Source organism: Brevundimonas sp. (assembly GCF_035627475.1).
Taxonomy (GTDB): domain Bacteria; phylum Pseudomonadota; class Alphaproteobacteria; order Caulobacterales; family Caulobacteraceae; genus Brevundimonas.
In genome coordinates this window covers 2,501-17,754 of sequence record NZ_DASPLR010000043.1, presented here as the reverse complement: position 1 = coordinate 17,754, position 15,254 = coordinate 2,501, and the positions used below count along the sequence as shown (strand labels likewise).

General features: G+C 68.0%; 16 protein-coding genes and 1 pseudogene (1 of these 17 cut by a window edge). 9 read left to right on the top strand and 8 right to left on the bottom strand.

All coding sequences use genetic code 11. The features are described 5' to 3' along the window. Window positions 1-28 precede the first annotated feature (28 nt). The 4 genes from VEA62_RS11235 to VEA62_RS11220 all read left to right on the top strand — a co-directional run bounded on the left by VEA62_RS11235 (window position 29) and on the right by VEA62_RS11220 (window position 2,707). Complete coding sequence (locus VEA62_RS11235; RefSeq protein ID WP_324821643.1) at window positions 29-697, top strand: hypothetical protein; 669 nt, start codon at window positions 29-31, stop codon at window positions 695-697. Continuing rightward, the gene (locus VEA62_RS11230; protein ID WP_324821641.1) at window positions 697-1,134 is read left to right on the top strand and encodes a hypothetical protein; all 438 of its coding nucleotides are present in this window, start codon (window positions 697-699) and stop codon (window positions 1,132-1,134) included. Before VEA62_RS11235 ends, VEA62_RS11230 begins: the two co-directional genes overlap by 1 nt. Before the next feature lie 110 nt (window positions 1,135-1,244). Further along, the gene (gene ssb, locus VEA62_RS11225; protein ID WP_324821639.1) at window positions 1,245-1,718 is read left to right on the top strand and encodes a single-stranded DNA-binding protein; all 474 of its coding nucleotides are present in this window, start codon (window positions 1,245-1,247) and stop codon (window positions 1,716-1,718) included. A gap of 140 nt (window positions 1,719-1,858) precedes the next feature. Beyond that, window positions 1,859-2,707 (top strand): DMT family transporter, encoded by an 849-nt coding sequence (locus VEA62_RS11220; RefSeq protein WP_324821683.1) that lies wholly within the window; start codon window positions 1,859-1,861, stop codon window positions 2,705-2,707. A gap of 58 nt (window positions 2,708-2,765) precedes the next feature. On the opposite strand, the gene VEA62_RS11215 is transcribed toward VEA62_RS11220, so the two are convergent. Next, window positions 2,766-3,329, bottom strand: coding sequence for a DUF3035 domain-containing protein (locus tag VEA62_RS11215; RefSeq protein WP_324821637.1), 564 nt, complete (start codon window positions 3,327-3,329; stop codon window positions 2,766-2,768). Window positions 3,330-3,389: 60 nt separating this feature from the next. Next, a complete protein-coding gene (lspA, locus tag VEA62_RS11210; protein ID WP_324821635.1) occupies window positions 3,390-3,899 on the bottom strand; it encodes a signal peptidase II in 510 nt (169 codons plus the stop codon). 168 nt (window positions 3,900-4,067) lie between these two features. Here lspA and VEA62_RS11205 point away from each other — a divergent pair, with 168 nt between their 5' ends. After that, a complete protein-coding gene (locus VEA62_RS11205; RefSeq protein ID WP_324821633.1) occupies window positions 4,068-5,324 on the top strand; it encodes a cation:proton antiporter in 1,257 nt (418 codons plus the stop codon). A gap of 12 nt (window positions 5,325-5,336) precedes the next feature. Here VEA62_RS11205 and VEA62_RS11200 read toward each other — a convergent pair whose 3' ends face one another. Then, window positions 5,337-6,128 carry a PhoH family protein gene (locus tag VEA62_RS11200; RefSeq protein WP_324821681.1) on the bottom strand — a complete coding sequence of 264 codons (792 nt, stop codon included), beginning with the start codon at window positions 6,126-6,128 and terminating at the stop codon, window positions 5,337-5,339. 299 nt (window positions 6,129-6,427) lie between these two features. On the opposite strand from VEA62_RS11200, the pseudogene VEA62_RS11195 reads away from it, so the two are divergent. After that, a pseudogene (locus VEA62_RS11195) lies at window positions 6,428-6,787 on the top strand (gamma carbonic anhydrase family protein); the annotation flags it as partial. Between the two features lie 177 nt (window positions 6,788-6,964). Here the strand turns inward: VEA62_RS11195 and VEA62_RS11190 are convergent. Then, the gene (locus VEA62_RS11190) at window positions 6,965-7,504 is read right to left on the bottom strand and encodes a PAS domain-containing protein (protein ID WP_324821629.1); all 540 of its coding nucleotides are present in this window, start codon (window positions 7,502-7,504) and stop codon (window positions 6,965-6,967) included. A 143-nt stretch (window positions 7,505-7,647) separates the two neighbouring features. Between VEA62_RS11190 and VEA62_RS11185 the strand changes: the two genes are divergently transcribed. Continuing rightward, window positions 7,648-8,520 carry a hypothetical protein gene (locus VEA62_RS11185; RefSeq protein WP_324821627.1) on the top strand — a complete coding sequence of 291 codons (873 nt, stop codon included), beginning with the start codon at window positions 7,648-7,650 and terminating at the stop codon, window positions 8,518-8,520. A gap of 130 nt (window positions 8,521-8,650) precedes the next feature. Here the strand turns inward: VEA62_RS11185 and VEA62_RS11180 are convergent, their stop codons facing one another. From VEA62_RS11180 to hfaA, 4 genes are all read right to left on the bottom strand, one after another. Then, window positions 8,651-11,530 (bottom strand): M16 family metallopeptidase, encoded by a 2,880-nt coding sequence (locus VEA62_RS11180; protein ID WP_324821625.1) that lies wholly within the window; start codon window positions 11,528-11,530, stop codon window positions 8,651-8,653. Between the two features lie 138 nt (window positions 11,531-11,668). After that, the gene (gene hfaD / locus VEA62_RS11175; protein ID WP_324821623.1) at window positions 11,669-12,925 is read right to left on the bottom strand and encodes a holdfast anchor protein HfaD; all 1,257 of its coding nucleotides are present in this window, start codon (window positions 12,923-12,925) and stop codon (window positions 11,669-11,671) included. Further along, window positions 12,852-13,868, bottom strand: coding sequence for a holdfast anchoring protein HfaB (gene hfaB, locus VEA62_RS11170; RefSeq protein WP_324821621.1), 1,017 nt, complete (start codon window positions 13,866-13,868; stop codon window positions 12,852-12,854). Before hfaB ends, hfaD begins: the two co-directional genes overlap by 74 nt. After that, the gene (gene hfaA, locus VEA62_RS11165; RefSeq protein ID WP_324821619.1) at window positions 13,865-14,299 is read right to left on the bottom strand and encodes a holdfast anchoring protein HfaA; all 435 of its coding nucleotides are present in this window, start codon (window positions 14,297-14,299) and stop codon (window positions 13,865-13,867) included. The genes hfaB and hfaA overlap by 4 nt, the downstream gene beginning before the upstream one ends. 87 nt (window positions 14,300-14,386) lie before the next feature. Here hfaA and VEA62_RS11160 point away from each other — a divergent pair, with 87 nt between their 5' ends. Beyond that, window positions 14,387-15,112, top strand: coding sequence for a rhomboid family intramembrane serine protease (locus VEA62_RS11160; protein ID WP_324821617.1), 726 nt, complete (start codon window positions 14,387-14,389; stop codon window positions 15,110-15,112). 47 nt (window positions 15,113-15,159) lie between these two features. Further along, a protein-coding gene (locus VEA62_RS11155; RefSeq protein WP_324821615.1) for a CBS domain-containing protein crosses the window boundary here: on the top strand, window positions 15,160-15,254 show its beginning. The gene runs 334 nt beyond the window's last position; the window shows 95 of its 429 coding nt (coding positions 1-95); the start codon lies at window positions 15,160-15,162; the stop codon falls past the right edge of the window.

The following is a 15,254-nucleotide window of genomic DNA, read 5'->3' as shown; positions in this document are numbered from 1 at the left end:
TTGGGCTCTCCAGCCGCGCGAGCCTTTCATGCCCCAGGACAACCGCATCCTCATCGCTATCGGCGCCGGTATTGCGATCGTCGCAGCGGTGGTGATCGCCCTGGTCGTGTCGGGCGGGCGCGACCGCGATCCCGCTCCGCCCCCGGCGGCGCAGGGCGGCCTGACGGTCGACGTCGCCGACGCCCCGGAGCTGAACACGACCCGCGAGCTGCGCTGCTACGTCGACGGCCAGTTTGTCGGCATGGCCACCCTGGCGGACTGCGCGCGCCGCAACGGTCTCGCCACGGACGCCCTCGATGTCGGTGTCGACGAGACGGGTGCGCTGGTCGCCGCCCCGACGGCGTCATTCGCACCGCCGCCGACAGCGCCCGAGGATGTGGCCGGGATCGCGCCCGAACTCGCCCAGACCGCCCCGGTCCCGGCGGAGCAGGTTCAGACGGAGGCCGCCGCCGGCGCCCAGTGCCTGCGCCACACGGGTTCCGACTGGCGGGCCCTGTCGTCCAACATGAGCCTGAACGCCTGCGTTCAGGCGCTCTATTCCGGCACCTGTGTCCGTCCGGGCGACGCCCTGTACGGCCGTTGGGGCAACACGACCCTGCGGCTGGTGCCGCGCCGGGTCGAGCAGTCGCCCGACAACAACCACTTCCGCACCCTGGTCGAACAGGATCGCAGCTGCCAGTTCCCGGACCTTCGTTGATGACCCGCGTTCCCCTTGCCCTGGCCGCCGGCGCCGGCGCCCTGACCCTCACGGCCTGCAACAGCTCGGTCGAAGCTCCGTACGAACCTGGCGTCTGCTTCGCCGTGACGGCTGGCGAGGCTGGCGAAGACCCTGTGTTCAACAAGCTGGCCGACAACCAGCCGCAGCTCGAGCATTGCGCCGCGCGGCTGGAGGAGATGCGGCTGACCTTCCTCCGCCAGGGCGGCAGCCGGCAGGAGATCACCGGCGCCTATCAGGGCCAGTACATCTTCATCGACCGGGAAGGGATCTGGATCGGCAAGTCGCTGGACGGCGCCCGCTTCATCTTCATGGCCCGGACCGGCGACGGCCGCCTTGCGGTGCCGGGGGCGATCATCCGGGATGAAACCGGCCGGCCCGTCGCGGTCGCGGCTCCACCGTCCCCTCCGGGACAGTAAAGAACAAAACTGGAACATCGGTCCGTCATCAGCTAGATTGCGGTCCGCGAGATAAAGAACCGGCTCCGAACCAGTGCGACGCACCAGGGGCTCACAAAAGGAATTCGATGATGGCGGGCAGCGTCAACAAGGTCATTCTGGTCGGCAATCTGGGCAAGGACCCGGAAATCCGCACGCTCAACTCAGGCGAACGCGTCGCCAACCTGTCGCTCGCGACGTCCGAACAGTGGCGCGACAAGGCCACCGGCGAACGCAAGGAGAAGACCGAGTGGCATCGCGTGGTCATCTTCAACGAGAACATCGTCAAGGTGGCCGAAAACTATCTCAAGAAGGGCTCGACCGTTTACGTCGAGGGCTCGTTGCAGACCCGCAAATACGAGCAGAACGGGGTCGAGAAATACACCACCGAGGTCGTTCTGCAGAAGTTCCGCGGCGAGCTCACCATGCTGGGCGGCCGTGACGGCGGCGGCGCTTCGCGCGGCGGCGGTGACGACGACTACTCGTCCGGCTTCTCCACCGGGGGCGCCAACAAGCCCAGCGGCCCTAAGGAAAGCTACGACCTGAACGACGACATCCCGTTCTAGGGCGGTGGCGGCCCGCGGCGGTCGAAATGGTCGGTTACCGGCTTTGAGGGGCGGCGTTGCGCGGCGCATGGCATAGGCGTCAGGTGATCACTCCCGACAAGCCGCACAGCCCGCTCTCCCTGGTCGAGGTCGCCGCCATCATGGCGGTGGTGGTGATCTGGGGCGTCAACAACGCCGCCGCCAAACAGGCCACGGAGACCCTGCCGCCGCTGCTGACGGGCGCGCTGCGCTTCGCCATCGCCGCCGCCTGCCTTGTACCGTTTGTCCGGCCGCCCTTCCCGAATTGGAAGAGCCTGCTGATCATCGTCGGGCTTGGCGGACCGATTCATTATGGGCTGATCTACCTGGCATTCTGGCTCGCCCAGGATGTCAGCCCGGTGTCGGTGGCCGCCCAGCTCTGGGTGCCGTTCACGGCCCTGTTCGCCTTCATGCTGTTGGGCGAGCGGCTGTCGCGGTTCGCCCTGATCGGCATGGGCGTGGCCTTCGCGGGGGTGGCCTGGATGACGCTCGATCCCCACGCCATAGCCGACTGGAAGGCCATCCTGGTGGGCATCGCCGCCAGCGCGGCCTGGGCCATGACGACGGTCATCGCGCGCCGGACCACCTCCATTCCGCCGCTCAAGATGCAGGGCCTGCTGGCGCTCGTGGCCCTGCCCAGCCTGGCCTTCGGCTCGGCGATGTTCGAACAGGGGCAGGTGCAGGCCATGCGTGACGCCGACGCCCTGGTGTGGGCCTGCGTCGTGTGGGCCGGGCTGGTGTCGTCGGTGCTGGCGACCACCCTGGTGTTCTGGCTGGTCCAGAAGCGCGAGGCGGGACGGGTCACGCCCTATCTTCTGGCCACGCCGGTGGTCTCGATCCTGATCGGATGGCTGTTCATGGGCGATGTGCTGACGGCGCAGATCCTCACCGGCGCGGCCCTGACCATCGCCGGCGTTGCGGTGGTGGCGCTGGCGGAACGGGGGCTGAGAGCCGGGGCGGCGAAGGCCTGACAACCAAAAAGGCCCGGACGCCTTCGCATCCGGGCCTTCGGCAGGGTCAGTCCGGGGTCTAGAGCCCGGGAAGCTTGAAGCCTGTGTCGCGGCGCGGCGCGATGACGATGCCGACGCGTCCGCCGGTCAGGGCCTGCATCCGCGCATATTCGCTGGCCGCGTCGATAGTCACGGCGCCGTCCGACGTCTGTGCCGTGGTCGGCGCCTGGGTCGCGGGGTCGTCCCGGCGCCAGAAGAGGATCCGGTTGGCCCAGCCCTCTTCCTTGTGGGCGAGGTCGCCGAACTCGTCGTCGATAACGTAGCGGGCGAGGGGATCGGCGCGGTCGCCGCCGGCCTGGGCGACCAGCACCTGCTCGCCGGGCGAGCGGGTCACGGCCTGCCGCTGACCCAGCAGGATCTGGCGGGCGGCGGACTCGGGCGCCAGTTCCTGCGGGCGCGGCTGGCCCGGCGCCGGCGGGCGCAGACCGTATTCCGGCGGCACCGTCAGCGGGGCGGTGGAGACGGTAAGGAACTCGTCCGGGGTCACCTTGGTCAGGCCGATGCTCTGGCGCATGCTGCTGCACCCGCCCAGCACGAGGGCCGATGCGGCGAGGGTCAGGACGGCGGTGCGGGTAAGGCGCATATTTGATCTCGGATGGGCGCGCCGGCAGGCGCGCACGTAAACCCTAGAGGAAGCGGCTGATTACGACTTTTCGGCGGCGACGCCAACCTTGGCCGCCCTTTCGGACAGCAGGCTGTCGAGGATGAGCAGGATCACGCCGACCGTGATGGCGCTGTCGGCGACGTTGAACACCCAGGGAAAGAAGCCCGTCCCCGAGAAATCGAGGAAGTCGACTACGAAGCCGAAGCGGATGCGGTCGATCACATTGCCGATGGCGCCGCCCATGATCAGGCCGATTGATGTCACCAGCAGCCGACGGTCGGCCTTCAGCGCCCACCATCCCAAAACGCCGGCCACCGCGATCGAGAAGATGCTGAGCATCCACCGCGCCGACCCGTCTCCGAACAGGCCAAAGCTGACGCCCTCGTTGTGGACGAGCGAAATCCTGAAGACCGGAGGCAATACGTCCGCGACCCAGCCCTCATAGGCGACGGGCACGCCCTGCAAGACCCAGGCCTTGGTCAGCTGGTCGACGACGATGATTGCGAGGGCGAAGCCGTAGGCGGCCAGGGCGATGCGTGGGATTTTCATTCGGGTCGCTGAGATGTGAGGCCGTCCGGTTAGCAGTCCAGGCGCCAGGCGCGAAGGGGCAATCGTGTCGTCTGGTCGCGCGGGCCGATCAAAGCTTGCCCCGGCGCGTTGCAGACCGCAATTGTCGCGCTTCCTCCGCCACAGACCACCGCCCTCGAAGGAGCGCCGATGCCGCATGCCGACAGCCTGATCCTCACCCTGGTCGGCGGCTTCGTTCTGGCCTTCGTGTTCGGCATGTTGGCCAACCGGCTGAAGCTGTCGCCTCTGGTCGGCTATCTGGTTGCGGGGATCGCTGTCGGTCCGCACACCATGGGTTTCGTCGCCGATACGGAGCTGGCCCCGCAGCTGGCCGAAATCGGGGTCATCCTGCTGATGTTCGGCGTCGGCCTGCACTTCTCCCTCGCGGATCTGATGAAGGTCCGAAAGGTCGCCGTCCCCGGAGCCCTCGTCCAGATCGGGGCGGCCACCGTGCTTGGCTGGGGGCTCGGACGATTGATGGGCATGGACGACCTTGAGGCCGTCCTGATGGGATTTGCGCTATCGGTGGCCTCGACCGTCGTGCTGTTGCGGGCCATGGAAGAGCGCAAACAGGTCAAGGCGGAAGTCGGCCGCATCGCCATGGGCTGGCTGATTGTCGAGGATCTGGTGATCGTTCTCGCCCTGGTCATCCTGCCATTGCTCGTGGCGGGTGCGGGCGAGACCGTAGGCGCACTCGTGCTGGCCCAGTCGATCGGGTGGACTCTGCTCAAGGTGGCCGGCTTCGTGGCTGTCATGTTGCTGGTCGGCACGCGCGCCCTGCCATGGCTGCTGGTCAGAATCGCCCACACCCGGTCACGAGAGCTGTTCACCCTCGGTGTGTTGGCTATCGCCCTCGGGATCGCCTGGGTCGCTTACCAGCTGTTCCACTCATTCGCCCTCGGCGCCTTCCTGGCGGGGCTGGTGCTGAACAGCTCGCCCCTGGGGCATAACGCGGCCGAACGGTCGCTGCCGCTGCGGGACGCCTTCGCCGTCCTGTTCTTCGTCTCGGTCGGGATGCTGTTCGATCCGACTATCCTGATGCGGGAGCCACTGGCGGTGCTCGGCGTGCTGGGAATCGTCATCGTCGGCAAGTCCATCGCGGCGCTGGGCATCACGACGTTTTTCAAGCTGGATCGGGCGACGAGCCTGACAGTGGCAGCGGCGCTGGCGCAGATCGGCGAGTTTTCCTTCATTCTGGCCGCACTCAGCGTCAACCTCGGCGGCATGACCCGCGAGACCCACGACCTGATTCTGGCCGCGGCCCTGCTGTCGATCTCTCTGAACCCCTTTGTGTTCGCCTTCATCGACCGCATTGGAGCCCGGCCGAAACCGCCGGCGAGCGGATCCCCTGAAGGCATCGCCCTGGCGAAGGAAGAGGCCGCCGCGCCAAATCCCGCGACGGCCTGATCTCCCGGTGGGTCAGAGCACCCCGATCATGCTCGCGACCAGCGGGTGGCGGACGATGTCACGCTCCGCCAGGTTGACGACGGCGATCTCCGGGACCGGGGCGAGGCGCTCGGCGATGTCCGACAGGCCGGAGATGCCCGGCAGCAGGTCCGACTGCTGCGGATCGCCGGTGACCACCATGGTCGAATGCCAGCCCAGACGCGTCAGCAGCATCTTCAGCTGGACGTAGGTGCAGTTCTGGGCCTCGTCGACGACGATGAAGGCGTTGTTCAGGGTGCGGCCGCGCATGTAGCCGATGGGGGCGATCTCGATCAGTCCTTCCGCCATGAGGGCCTTGACCCGCTTCATCGACAACCGGTCCGAGAGGGCGTCGTAGAGCGGGCGCAGATAGGGAGCGAGCTTGTCCTCCATGTCTCCCGGCAGGAAGCCGATTGACTCGCCAGCCTCGACGGCCGGGCGGCTCAGGACGATGCGGCCCACCTTGCCGGCCTCGAGCGCCTCGACCGCCTTGGCGACGGCCAGATAGGTCTTGCCGGTGCCGGCCGGGCCGAGGGCCAGGACCATGTTGTGGTGATCGATGGCCGTCATCAGCTCGGCCTGGCCGTCGGACTTCGGCTTCAGCGTCTTCAGATACGCCTGGTCCCGATCGTCGTTGGAAGGGTAGGGCGACCAGCCGGCGTGTGTCGGAAGGCGCCTCACCTTGGCATCCTCCATGAACTGCCGTGAATCCAGAACCCCGTGTTCACGGGACATGTCACGGGTCTGACGCTTGATTGCCGCACGCTTGGTCATGGACGCCTCCAGGGCATGAAAAAAGGCGATGCCGCGAAAGCATCGCCTCGAACGAAGGTGGTCGGGGAACGGAACGCCGCGCATCCGCCCGGGTCGGAGGAAGGCCCCCTTTGCAGGGACCTGGCTTCCAGCGGTGACACCCGCCGACCGGAACGCGTCACGCGCGTCCTCCTGGGCCTGACCGGACCGGGCTTGATCCGGCTTCGGATCCGGGGCCGAAATGGCAGCCTCGAATCGCATCTACACTCTGATGCTAGCGTGGTTTACGAGAGCTTAAAGCCCTTGATTTCTTCAGAAATGACGGTGTTGTGATGAATGTTTACAGTCTCGGTGACAAGAAACCACAACTTCCACCCGAGGGCGAATACTGGATCGCGCCGACTGCAACCGTCATAGGAGACGTGATTCTCAAACCGGGCGCCAGCGTCTGGTTCGGAGCGGTGGTGCGTGGCGACAACGATCCGATTACGATCGGGCGAGACACCAATATCCAGGACGGCAGCGTGCTGCACTCCGACCCTGGAGAGCCGCTGACCCTGGGCGACGGGGTAACCGTAGGGCACATGGCCATGCTCCACAGTTGCGAGATCGGCGACAATACCCTGATCGGCATCGGGGCGGTGGTGCTGGGCCGGGCGAAGATCGGGAAGAACTGCCTCATCGGGGCGAACACCCTGATAACGGAAGGCAAGGAAATCCCCGACGGCTCTCTGGTCATGGGCCAGCCGGGCAGGGTGGTGCGGCAACTGGAGCCGAGCCAGACCGAGACGCTGAAGGCCTCCGCCGCCCACTATGTGCAGAACTGGAAACGCTACGTCGCGGACTTGAAGCCCACGTGAGCCCGGGAATCAGGCGATTCTCCGGCCCCCAACGGCGGCGAGGCTGAGCGGGGCGCGGGCCGCATCGCCCACCCCAATCGAGACGCGGGCGGTCAGCAGCCTCGGCTCGTCGGTCGCCAGCGTGAGCGTCGTCGCGGGCGCATAGAGGCCGAGCAGGCGGTCCGGCTGTCCCGAAGGGCCCCGCAACGGCAGCAGGGCGATCTCGATCTGCGCCCCGTTGCAGCCCGCCAGCGCCACGATCACCACGGGTCGACCTTCCCGGGCTGTCTGGGTCAGGGCCGTGGACACCAGCGGACGCGACGCGGCGCGCCAAAGGGACAAAAGGGATTGGTTCTTGAGGGCGTCGCCATGGAAGCCCTCGATCCAGCTTCCGGCGAGCCGAATAACGGCGTCGCCGCCGGTCCGGAGGGCCACGAAGGCGCGTGGCAGGCGCAGGCCGAGGGCGTCCGGCTCGATGGCCGCCCGGTCCGGGATGCCGCCGCGCGAGTCCGGCCGGCGCGAAAGGGCCGTCCAGTGGTCGATCAGGAACTGCGTATCAGGGTGAAACATCGCCTTGCCCTCTGGCGCGGCCGCCGCAAGGTCCGGGCCGGGGCGAAACGCAACGGAAACGAAAGGCTTTTGCGGTTCAGATGCAGGCTGGAGCGGCCCGCGTCTTGCTAGGGCCGCGGAAGTTTTCATCTGGAGGTCGGCCCATGCGGGTGCGGATCATGAACTGGACGCCGGCCGTGGCGACCTTCGTCGTCGTGACGGCGGTCGCCGGAACCGCCGCGGCGCAATGTGGGCCGATCTGCCCTCCGCCGCCGCCGCCGTGCTGTGAGCCGCCCCCGCCGCCGCCTCCGCCGCCGCCGCCTCCGTGCTGCCAACAACCGCCGCCCCCGCCGTGCTGCGGCGGCGGCGGCGACTTCAACGTCAATGTGAACGTCAACGCCAACGCCGAGGCCGGGGCGCGTAGCCGGGCGGGCCTCAACGCCCGCGCGGGCGGCGCCGTCTGGGTGTCCGGCGGGGGATCCGCCTATGTGACGGTGGACCAGCCTTATCCGACCACGATCAACGGCCTGACCGTTGAAGGCGCGCGCGTCCGTCAGGTTATCCGCGTGCCCTATGAGGCGCGCCGTCGCTGGGAGAAACGTGTGGTCATCCGCGCCTTCTGCATCGACGATCGCAACGTGCCTCACCCGGCCTCTCAGGTGCGCCCGGACCGGGAGGTCCACGGCGACTACGAAGGCGAGCTGTACCGCTGCCTCGCCGGCACCCGTCTCCAGTACAGCTGGGCCGAGTATGTGAGCGACGCCGACTTCGGACGGGGCGAGACCATGGACTGCCGCAAGGGCGAGGCGCTGTGGCACGGCCGCGGCGGCCAGGTGGAGTGCCGCGCCCAGAAGGCCGAGCGCGAATGCAACGAACGCTCGCTGCTGCGCCGCTACGGCGCCGGCATCAAGATTCTGACCATGGTTCGGGAGGAGATCTACACCGAATACCGCGAGGAAGTGGTCGAACAGGCCGGGATCGCCGTGTCGGGCGCGTCTATCACCCTGGATGGGGGGGTGGGCGGCCGGGTATTCTGACGGGAGACCGGACACCGGCGTTCAGCCGGGCGTCATGGCGACCCGGATAGGGTGGCGTTCGTCGGCTCTGTCGACGATCCTGAGAAGCGACTGGCCCCGATCCGTAAGGACCGGGGCCTTTTTTGTCGCCTTACTGGGCCGGCGCGGCTGCCGGGGCCTCCGCTGCGGGACGCGAGGAGGTCACCGTCGCGCGCCAGGCCGTGTCGGAGCGGAGATATTGGCGGGCCAGGCGCTGGATGTCGGCCGGCGTGACCGCTTCCAGGTCCGAGATGTGGGTCAGCGTCTGTTCGAGTTCTTCCGGCTTGGCCGCCACATCGGCCAGCTGGCCCAGCCAGTATTCGTTGCTGGCCTGGCTGCGGCGCAGCGATTCGATGACCGGCAGACGGGCGCGGTTCAGCTCGTCCGCGTCGACAGGCGCGTCCCTGAGCCCGGCGATGATCGATTCGACTGCCGCATAGAAGGCCGGCAGGGCGTCCGCCGCCGTCTGCGCGGTGATCGAGATGGAGCCATAGCCCTCGTAGACGTCGGAGGCGCTGGCTCCCACACTGGGCGAATAGGCCAGGGCCTGCTTCTCCCGAATCTCCTCAAGCACCCGCAGCTTCAGCACCTCGGCCAGGATGGCGAGCTGACGGGACTCGGTGCGATCGCCCACGGAATCGGTGGTCGGCCAGGCGATATAGCCCAGAGCCTGCTCGGCAGGCCCGGTATGGCCCAGCTGGACCGGTTCGGCGACTCCGGCGGGGAAGCGGAGCTCGGTGGCGCCAGGCGCCGGACGGGGGTCGGGCCCGCGGGGGGCGAGCGCCCCCAGCGTCGGTGCGACCGCGGCTATGGCGTCGTCCACCGTCACGTCGCCGACCACGACCACGTCGATGGGCCCGGACGACAGGCCCTGCGTCACGCCTGCGCGCAGGTCCTCGATGGTCCAGGCCGCAACCTCTTCGGCGCTGGGGAAGGACTGGCGCTTGTCGCCGCTGGCCAGCAGGCCGGACGCCTGCAACTGGAAGGCTCCGCCGGGCGTGGCCATCTGCTGGGCGACGATCTGAGGGAAGAAGGTCTTGATCTGCTGGAACGGAGCCGCGCGCAGGCCCGGATCGGTGAGATAGGCCGTAAGAACCTGCATCTCGAGCGGGAAGTCCTGCGGCCGGGTCGCGCCGGACAGGCTGTAGGAGTCGCCATCGACGCCGAATGCGGCCGAATAGATGCGTCCGTTCAGGACGCGGCTGAGTTCGTCCGCCGTCAGCTTGCCCAGCCCGCCCTGGGTAAAGACCAGCGGCGCCAGCGCCTGCGGGTCCGAACGGTCGGTCGGCAGGGCGAGTTCGCCGATGCCGGTGCGGACGCTGACGAGGATCTGCTCGTCGCGGAAGTCCGTCGGCTTGACCGTCAGGCGAACGCCGTTGGCGAAGGTGACGACGGTGGCTCCCACCTCTGCGATCTCGCGGCGGTCCTGGACCACGCCCGGAGCCCCGAAGCTGGCGTAGGGCCAGTCGAGCTGGGCCTGGGCTGCCGGAGCGGTGACCGGAACCTGCCGCGACGCTTCGAGGGCGGCGGTGACGGCGGCCTCGCCGCCTTCGATCTCCACCGGCGTTACGAAGAGGGCCAGCGGTCCTTCGCCGGCGAAGACGCCCGGGATGACGGCGTTGATCTGGGCGGCCGTCAGCCCCTCGACCGCGGCGTTGAACAGGTCGAGATTGGTCTGGGGCGTGTTGAATACGGTCTCCTGATTGACCGCGGCGACCAGCCCTTGGGCCAACTGCGGCGTCCGGCGCGTGGCGGCCGAGGCCACAGCGTTCTCGAGGGCGGCGCGGATGCCGGTGATCTCGCGTTGGAGTTCGGCGTCGGTGACGCCGTACTGGACGAGGCGGCGCTGCTCCTGCTCGATGGTCTCCAGCGCCCGTTTCCATTCGCCCGGATTGAACTGGGCGGAGACAGACGCCGAGCCGATGCTGTCGAACAACTCGTCTTCGGAGGCGCTTGCGCTGATGAACGGCGGATTGTCGGCGCGCGCGATCTCGCCGAGACGGCGGCTCAACACCGCCAGGCCGAGGCCGCGGACGAGGTCGTCCCGGCGCTCCGCCACCGAGTCGGGGTCGCGGTCGGGGGCGCGGACATAGCCCAGCGAGATCGAGGACTGGACACCCGGTTCGAGCAGAATACGGGTTTCCGGCCCGCGCGGCCGGACCGTGCCGAGGTCGGGGTCGGGACCGTCGGCGGCCTTCGGCTGCCAGGTTTCGAAGGCCCCGCGAACCTTGGCCTCCATCTCCACGACATCGAAGTCGCCCACCGCAACGAACGTCGCCCGCGAGGGCCGGTAGTACGCCTCGTAGAAGTCCACGAATCGTTCGCGGGGGGCGGTGCGGATGACCTCCAGGTCGCCGATCGGAAGGCGTTCGGAGATGCGCTGGCCCGGAGCCAGCAGCTTCAGCTGCGCCTCGAGCGCGCGCAGGCCGGGGACATTGCGCAGACGCTGCTCGCCGACGATGACGTCGCGTTCGGCGTCGATGGCCTCGGGCGCCATCAGCGCTTCCGACACCTGCTCGCGCATGACGCGCAGCGCGTCGTCGACGATTGCCTCGTCCGCTCGCGGCAGCTCCAGCATGTAGACGGTCTCGTCGAACGAGGTGTAGGCGTTGGTGTCGGCCCCGAAGGCCAGGCCGTGACGCTCAAGGATGCGCAGAAGGTCGTTCTCGGGAATGTTCGTGGTCCCGTTGAACGCCATATGCTCCATGAAGTGCGCCAGGCCGCGCTGGTTGTCGTTCTCCATCAACGAGCCGGCGTCGATGCGCAGGCGGAACGAAGCCTGCCCCGGTGGCGTCGCGTTGCGCATGATGGCGTACTGCATGCCGTTGGGCAGGACGCCAAAGCGGACATTCGAGTCGGCCGTAATGTCGCTGGTCGCGTGCGCCCATGGGTCGGAAGGCTGGACCTGCGCCTGGGCGAGGGCCGGAGCGGCCGTAGCGAGAACCGCCACCGAGGCGGCGGCAAGAAGGAGCAGGCGACGGGGGGAACGCATATTCGGCATCTTTCCGATAGGCGCGATGGCTCCCGCTCGGGGCCGCGCCGGACAAGGTTCAGGGGGCTGCGATCCTCGACCGCCGATGCCCCTGACAACCTTTCAGCGACACGGAAGGGCCGCTCAAGTTACGGAAGATTAATGTGAAGGCCGCGAGACGTAGAAGGTCGCGGTGTTGCCGACGGCATTGGCGCCGGTGATCACTGCGCGGGTCGAGCCGGCGACCGTCGTGTTGGCCGTGGCGGAAACGTCGCCGCCGTTGGTCTGGCTGTTGCGCGCTTCCAGATAGCCCTCGCACTCCGAACAGGCGTAGCCGGTGACGCTGTTGCCGACCGCCTCGGCCCCGACATAGACGTCGTAGCCGTTGGTGCCCGAGAAGGTGGCCGTCACGTCGACGCCCCCTGAGTTGAACTGGCTGTTGTCGATCTCGACGTAGATGTCGTTGTTGCCCACCGACAGCTCGTTGGCGGCGCCGCGGGCGTGGGCCTCGGCGCGGCCGTAGTCGTAGGCGGTCGTGGTGGCTGCGGCGCGAACAAAGGCGGTGTTGTCCTGGCTGGACGCGACAACGACCGATCCGCCTTCGTTGTAGAGCACGGCCTGGTTTGCGCTGGCGCGGGCGCGGGCGGCGAGATCCCACGCGTTGCCGGCGTTGGCGCTGGACTCTGCTTCGACGAAGGCGCCGGTCGAGGTCTGGACGATGGCGAGGTCCTGGCCCGAGGTCTGGACGCTGTTGACCTGGACGGCGTTGGCGATGGCCTGGCTGTCCACTCCGGCCTCGGCCGGGATGTATTGAGTCTCGATGCGGTTGTAGGCGCGAACCGTGGCAGCGGAAGACTGGTCGATCACGCCGCCGACCGATGAGCCTTCGCCGTAAATGGCGACGGTGTTCGAGATAGCCGAGGCGTTGATGTAGGCGCCGCCCAGGAGGCGGGCGTCGTCGTCGCCAAGACGCGACGTGGCGCTGACCAGGCCGCCGGTGTTCGACTGGGTGGCGTCCACGGTCAGGTCGGCGTCATAGGCGCTGACCGCCAGATAGTTGCCCTGCGCCTGGGTCGTGGCGTTGACGACGCCCGAGGTGTCGCCGCCCAGTGTCATGTCGGTGGTGGCGACCGCGTCGCCGCGCATGTCCTGGTCCGACTGGACGGTGATCGAGCCGTTCTCCACGGCGCCAGAGGCGCTGTTGCCCTGGGCCGAGGTGCTGACGGTGACCTGTTCCTGGGCGTCGACGACGTTCAGCGTCTGGTGCGAGAAGACGTCGCCCAGCTGCAGCTGTTCGTTCAGGACGATGGTTCCGCCGGGCGGCGGGGTCTGCGCGGCAACCTCAGTAGCGGCTGCGGCGCACAGCGCCGTCGCGGCGATCGTGCCAGCGAGACGGATCCGCGCGGGTATCGCCATTGTTCGTGTCCGTGTTGGGGTAAGCTGGATAGTAGCCGCCGGTCGGGCCGGTGGTGCCGCCCAGCGGGTCCGGACCCGCCGACAGGCAGATTTCCGGGCCGGGTGCGCCATACAGGTTGGCCATGAACTCGACCGTGGCCCGCTCGATCAGGGCGCGCACCGCCAGCTGGACCGGCTCGAGCGCGCCCTCGCCGGCCGAGATGTCGAAGACATTGCCGTTCAGGAAATCGAACACCCCGGCCGAGATTTCCCGGCCGATGATCTGCTTCTGGTAGGAGACCACATCGACGACCTCGAGCGTGGTGGTCTGCACCAGCCGCAGGTCGATGGCGATGTTCATCACATAGGCCCGGCCCGCGAAGGCCGTGGACAGCGGCGTGTCGGTGCTGGCCTGGCCCGCGGCCATGTCGAACCCGCCGGAGCGAATGTTGTGGTTCACCTCGGTGATGCCGCCGACGATGTAGAAGTCGCTGCCGGGAACCGATCCCGCGAGGATGCGGCGGTACTCGACGTCGTCGGCTCCACCGGGGCCAGCGTCGCCGATCAGGCGATTGTTGGCGTAGCGCAGCTCCATCTCCGAGACGGAGGTGTCGTAGCGTTCCAGCATCCGGGCGCCGGCCTTGCCCAGGGCGGACATCGCCATCAGCGAGGCGCCGCCGGTGATCTGGCGACCGCCGTCCGCTGAAACCGTTCCCGTGTAGTCGCTGATCCTACCCACGGCCATGCGCGGCGAGGGCAGGTTATAGCGCCGGGCGTAGTCGGCCATGCAGTAGAGGGCGGCGGAATAGGGGGTTGGGTTGGCGGTCACCGGGGCGTTGCCGATCGGCGTCGCGTACGTGCCTTGGGGCCCCGCCGACGCCGAGATGCAGCCGCCGAGGAGGGCGGCGATGGCGCTCGCGGCGGCGATCGTCTTCAGGCGGCGAACGGTCTGACCGTGAATCATGGAAGCCTCAAGGTGCCGTTCAGGCTGGTTCCGGCCGTGACGTTGCCGTTGTTGATCTGGGTTGAGTTGACGATGACCGTGTTGTGGTTGCCCTGGACCACGACGTTCAGGCTGTTGCCGATGGCGGTGGAGCCGCCGATGGCTGTGCCGCCCTGGCCGCCTGCGCCCGAGAAGCTGGTCGAAACGCCGCCGCTGGTGCTCGAATAGGTGCTGGCCCCGGCCTGGATGATGCCGTCGACGATCAATCGGTTGCCGTTCTGATCACGGGTCGACCCCGTCTGGGGACGGGCGGTCGTGTAGCGCGAGCCGCCATACCCCGCCTGGTAGGTTCCCATGCCGGACGAGCCCGCCGACTGAGCCGCAGCGACGCACGGCAGGGCCAGGACAACGCCGCCGACGAGTGCGGGGATGGTCTTCAGCCGGATGGTCAAGGCGAACCTCCACAGGCGAGCATGGTTTACGGGCCGGCAAGCAACCCCCGTGCCAATCTGGATCATGGTTATTAAGAACCGCTTGCCATGCTTAACGATGGCGACCAGCCGCCCGACCTCCGCCGGAGACCAGCCCTGACCGACCAGCCGTCTCGCGAACCCGTACTGAAGGCGCCGCTCGTGGCGTTGCTTCTGACCGCCTCGCTGCCGATTCTGTTCTGGTTGCAGGAACGATCGCCCGACGGCGGACTGTCGCTGGCGTTCACGCCGGCGTCGCTGTGGAGGGGCGACTGGTGGCCCGGGATTCTCACCTCGATGTTCCTGCACGCCAACTGGGGCCATGTGGCTATGAACGCCATGGGCGTGTTCGCCTTTGCGCCGCCCGTCGCCCGCCTGATGCCAGGAACCCGTGGCGTCGTCGGCTTTCTGACCTTCTACCTGGCGACAGGCCTGGTCAGCGCGATCGGCTACGGCCTTGTCCATCCGGACACATTTCATCCGCTGGTGGGCGCGTCCGGGGCGGTGTTCGGCCTGATGGGCGCGGCCCTCCGCCTGCTGGGGCGTCGCGACGGGTCGTTGCGCCCGCTGGTCGACCGCCGTTTCCTGGTGATGGCGGCCGTCATCATGGCGGTGAACGCCGGAGCCGGCCTGATCGGCCTTGCGCCGGGCGCCGAGGGCGCGCGTGTGGCCTGGGAAGCCCACGCATTCGGGTTCTTCGCGGGCGTCCTGCTGATCGATTCCTGGCTCCGGCTGTTCGGTTCACGTCGGACGTCATTTGATTCCCCGCCCGATCTGCGCGACCCTTCGGCCTGAAGCGGCCCGTCCGCGGCCGCGCTCTTATATAGAGAGGGAGAGCCGCGATGCTCGTCGCCGAAATTCTCAAGGACAAGGGCGACGCCGTATACAGCATCCGCCCGGATGCGCGGCTCGGCGACGCCTGCGGCGAGCTGGATCG